Here is a 4,009-nt window from a genome sequence, read left to right as displayed (position 1 = left end):
CCCGGAGACCCACACCGAGCTGCTGGGGAAGCCGCGCACCCGGCGGGTGTGGCCGCCGGTCCAGATCGACACGGTCGCCCGGTCGCGCTGGGTGAAGATCAGCCGGCCCTCGCCGATCGGGCGCACGTCCCACGGATGGTCGAGTCCCGTGACGAGGCGGCGGACCTTCAGACCGGGCACCATCCGGGCGGTGCTGGGTGACGCACTCGGCGAGGAGACGGACGCGGACGGGTGGTCGGGGCTCTGCGCGTGGGCGGCAGGCGTGAGCAGGCTGGCGGCCAGGGCAGCCAGGGTTCCGAGAATGACCGGGCGCATGGGACCACCGTAGAGGGTCACAGCCAGCCGTTGCCCTCGGCGGTGAGCACGGCCTCGGCCCGGTTGCTGGCGCCCGTCTTGCCGATCGCCGCGGAGAGATGGTTGCGGACGGTGCCCTCGGAGAGGAACAGCCGCCCCGCGATCGTCGCGACGGGTGCGCCGTCCCGGGCCGCTCTCAGCACCTCGGTCTCCCGTGCGGTCAGCGGCGACTCGCCGGCGACCAGGCTGTCGGTGGCGAGCGCGGGGTCGACGACCCGCAGCCCGGCGTGCGCCCGACGCACGGCGTCGGCGAGCTGCGCCGCGGGGGTGTCCTTGACGACGAACCCCGACGCCCCCGCCTGCAGCGCTCGCCGCAGGTAGCCGGGTCGCCCGAACGTGGTCACGATCAGCACCCGGGTGCCGGGCGCCTCGCGGCGTACGCCGGCGGTCGCGGTGATGCCGTCGATGCCCGGCATCTCCACGTCGAGCAGCGCGACGTCGGGGCGGTGGGCGAGGACCGCGGGCAGCACCTCGTCGCCGGCGCCGACCTCGGCGACCACCTCGAGGTCCGGCTCGAGACCGAGCAGAGCCGAGAGCGCGCCGCGCACCAGGGCCTGGTCGTCGGCCAGCAGCAGCCGGATCATCGGGCCACCCGCAGCGAGAAGCCGGGGGCGAGGTCTCGGGTCACGACGGTGGCGCCGGCCGCGGCCGCGCGCTCGCGCAGGCCGGCCAGGCCCGACCCGCCGCCGGTGGTCGGAGCACTGCCGCGCCCGTCGTCGCGCACCTCCGCGCTCGTCGGCGTCAGGCGGATCTCGCAGGTGCGCGCACCGGAGTGGCGCAGGACGTTCGTGACCCCCTCGCGGACCGTCCACGCGAACAGCTCGCGCAGCTCGGTGGGCACGTCGTCGGCGGAGTTCGGGAGGTGGCCCTCGACCTCCGCGGCCGCGAGCGCGGCGCGGGCCCGCGCCAGCTCGCCGGGGAGGGTGAGGTCGCGGTAGCCCTCGACCGCGCGGCGTACGTCGGCGAGCGCGTCGCGGCTGAGCCGTTCGAGGTCGGCGAGCTCGGTGCGGGCCCGGTCCCGGGTCTCGGCCGTGTCCTGGTCGAGCAGCCGCTGCGCCAGCTCCGCCTTGACCGTGATCACCGTCAGCGAGTGTCCGAGGATGTCGTGCAGGTCGCGGGCGAAGCGGGTGCGCTCGTTCTCGACCGCGAGGCGGGCGTTCTCCTGCTCTGCCCGGAGCAGGGCGATGTTGCGGCTCATCACCGTGCGCAACCCGAAGATCGCGACCGACGCGGCCATGACCCCGAAGGCGAGCCCGACCTGGCTGCCCCAGTCCTCGACGGCGCTGAGCCCCAGCGTGCCGGCGACGAGCGTGACGACGACCGGCGCCGCGAGCCGCAGCGGGAACACCATGACCGAGGCGACGGCGACGTACACGACGCTCGCCATGCCCTGCTCGCCCAGGCAGCCGACCATGACGCCGCCGAGCGCCACGAGGGCGCCGAGGTACGGCGCGGTGAACCGCAGGGGAGGATCGGCGACCAGGCGGGCGCGGTCCTGGCGCATCCGGATCCAGAGCGTCATGTAGACCGTCGCGAACGCGACCGTGGCGAGGATCCCGGCGACGCCGCGGGCCTCGTCGCGGTGCGCCCACCCCTCGACCAGCGGGTCGACGAGGAAGAACAGCCAGATGCCCGCGAACAGCGGCCCCGCCCGACCGATGCGGTTGGGCGGGGTCTCGCTCATGCTCGGAAGGGTAGTCACACGCGGGCCGTGTCCCTGCTCATCCGCCACGCGGCGCCGGCCACGAACAGCGCGAGCCAGCCGACGGCGTTGACCAGGGCGTACCACGGCAGCTCGTGGGTCAACGGCGACCGGGCGACCTCGGCGACGCCGTACATCGGGGTGAAGACCGCGACGTGCCACAGGCCGCTGCCCTCGGTGAGCGGCCAGAAGACGCCGCCGAGGAACGACAGCAGGGCCAGGCCGGGACCCAGCAGCTGCATCGCGTTCTCGCCGGGGACGATGTAGCCGATGAACACGCCCAGCGCCGCGAACGTCAGCGTGCAGCACAACGTCACCGCCGCCGCTTCGAGCCAGACGCCGTCCGGCATCTCGGCGCGGCCCTGGAGGACGCCGCAGGCGTTGACGACCGCGATCGCGAGCGCGCCCATGGCGAGGGCGACCAGCGCCTTCATCGTGACGTAGGCGACCGGGTTGAGCGGGGTGAGCCGCAGCTGGCGCGACCAGCCGAGCGCACGCTCCGTGGCGACCATGGCCCCGGACGCGGCGGCGATCAGCGCGGCGCCGTACAGCGCCATCGAGATGAGGATGTACGCCGCCTCGTTGCCCGACCCGACCGGAGTGTCCCAGGTCGTGTCACTGCCGGTGATCGCGAAGTACAGGCCGGCCGGGAAGATCATCGTGAAGACGACCGTGCGGCGGTTGCGCACCATGCGGAGCAGCTCGATGCGCAGCACCCGCCGGTTGAAGCCGCCCCGCGGCGGGACCCGGCGGACGGTGGGGTCGATCGCGGTGGTCGTGGTGCTCATCGGGCGTCTCCGGTCAGGCTGAGGAAGGCGTCCTCGAGTCCGTGGGAGGTGATCTCGAGGTCGCGGGCGTCGGTGTGGGTGAGCAGGTGGCGCGCCACGGCGTCGCTGTCGCGGGTGCGGACCAGGACGGTGTCGCCGCGGAGGTCGACGCCCGTGACGCCGGGCAGCCCGGTGAGCTGCTCGGGGTCGGCGCCCGGCAGTGTCGCGCGGACGGTCCGGCCGCTGGCGAGGGACTTGATCTGGGAGCCGGTGCCGTCGGCGACGACCCGGCCCTGGCTGACCAGCACGATGCGGTCGGCGTACTGGTCGGCCTCCTCGAGGTAGTGCGTCGCGAACAGCACGGTCCGGCCCTGCTCGGCGTCGCGGCGGATCGCCGACCAGAACGCGCGACGGCCCTCGACGTCCATCCCCGTGGTCGGCTCGTCGAGCAGCAGCAGTGCAGGGTCGGAGAGCAGCGCCATCGCGAACCGGAGCCGCTGCTGCTCGCCGCCCGAGCACTTCGCGACACGCCGGTCGGCGATCGCGGTGATGCCGGCGTCCTCGAGCACCTCGGCCACCGGTCGGGTGTCGGCGAACAGGCTCGCGGTGTACGCCACGGTCTCGCGGACCGTGAGGTCCTTGAGCAGGCCGCCGGTCTGCATGACGGCGGAGACCAGGCCGCGGGCGATGGCCTCGCGCGGCGCCAGGCCGAGCACCTCGGCGGTGCCGGTGGTGGGCCGGGAGAGCCCCAGGATGATGTCGATGGTCGTGGTCTTGCCGGCGCCGTTGGGACCGAGGAACGCGACGATCTCGCCCTGCCGGAGCTCCAGGTCGATCCCGCGCACGGCGTGCACGGGGCCGAAGTCCTTGGTGACTCCCGCGAGGCGGACCGCCGGGACCTGTCGGCTGCCGGCCGGGCTGCCCGCGCGAACGGTCTCGATGGAGGTCATGGGCCCCAGCCTCGTGGCCGCGGGGCGCTCGTCCCTCGCCCGGGCGTCATGAGGTCGACATGACAGATGTCACGGGCAGATGTCATGGGCAGATCTCACGGCAACTTCCGCGACCCGGGTCCCGTCCCAGGGGCATGATGCGCGCGCTGGCCCTCGCCCTGCTGCTGGCCGCGACCACGGTGGGATGTGACGGCGAGTCCCCGGCACCCGCGCCGGCGACCGCCGCCGCGGTGGGG

Annotated in this window: 5 protein-coding genes; all 5 read right to left on the bottom strand. The window is 74.1% G+C overall.

Annotated elements, in window-relative coordinates:
• Nucleotides 1–315 (bottom strand): hypothetical protein (locus VGD85_RS08240; RefSeq protein ID WP_331062971.1); only part of this gene is annotated, 315 nt, incomplete at its 3' end.
• A gap of 17 nt (nucleotides 316–332) precedes the next feature.
• Complete coding sequence (locus tag VGD85_RS08235) at nucleotides 333–938, bottom strand: response regulator transcription factor (RefSeq protein WP_331062970.1); 606 nt, start codon at nucleotides 936–938, stop codon at nucleotides 333–335.
• Nucleotides 935–2,038, bottom strand: coding sequence for a sensor histidine kinase (locus tag VGD85_RS08230; RefSeq protein WP_331062969.1), 1,104 nt, complete (start codon nucleotides 2,036–2,038; stop codon nucleotides 935–937). The genes VGD85_RS08235 and VGD85_RS08230 overlap by 4 nt, the downstream gene beginning before the upstream one ends.
• 14 nt (nucleotides 2,039–2,052) lie before the next feature.
• A complete protein-coding gene (locus VGD85_RS08225; protein ID WP_331062968.1) occupies nucleotides 2,053–2,844 on the bottom strand; it encodes an ABC transporter permease in 792 nt (263 codons plus the stop codon).
• The gene (locus VGD85_RS08220; protein ID WP_331062967.1) at nucleotides 2,841–3,773 is read right to left on the bottom strand and encodes an ABC transporter ATP-binding protein; all 933 of its coding nucleotides are present in this window, start codon (nucleotides 3,771–3,773) and stop codon (nucleotides 2,841–2,843) included. Before VGD85_RS08220 ends, VGD85_RS08225 begins: the two co-directional genes overlap by 4 nt.
• Between the last annotated feature and the right edge of the window lie 236 nt (nucleotides 3,774–4,009).

The organism is Nocardioides sp. (assembly GCF_036401255.1).
Taxonomy (GTDB): Bacteria; Actinomycetota; Actinomycetes; order Propionibacteriales; family Nocardioidaceae; genus Nocardioides.
Note: the sequence above shows the minus strand (reverse complement) of the source record. Positions and strands in the feature narration are given on the sequence as shown.

What these genes read in the sequence shown, in the direction of transcription:
- VGD85_RS08220 (WP_331062967.1), bottom strand. Translation starts at nt 3,773, where the DNA reads ATGACCTCCATCGAGACCGTTCGCGCGGGCAGCCCGGCCGGCAGCCGA.
- VGD85_RS08230 (WP_331062969.1), bottom strand. Translation starts at nt 2,038, where the DNA reads ATGAGCGAGACCCCGCCCAACCGCATCGGTCGGGCGGGGCCGCTGTTC.
- VGD85_RS08235 (WP_331062970.1), bottom strand. Translation starts at nt 938, where the DNA reads ATGATCCGGCTGCTGCTGGCCGACGACCAGGCCCTGGTGCGCGGCGCG.
- VGD85_RS08225 (WP_331062968.1), bottom strand. Translation starts at nt 2,844, where the DNA reads ATGAGCACCACGACCACCGCGATCGACCCCACCGTCCGCCGGGTCCCG.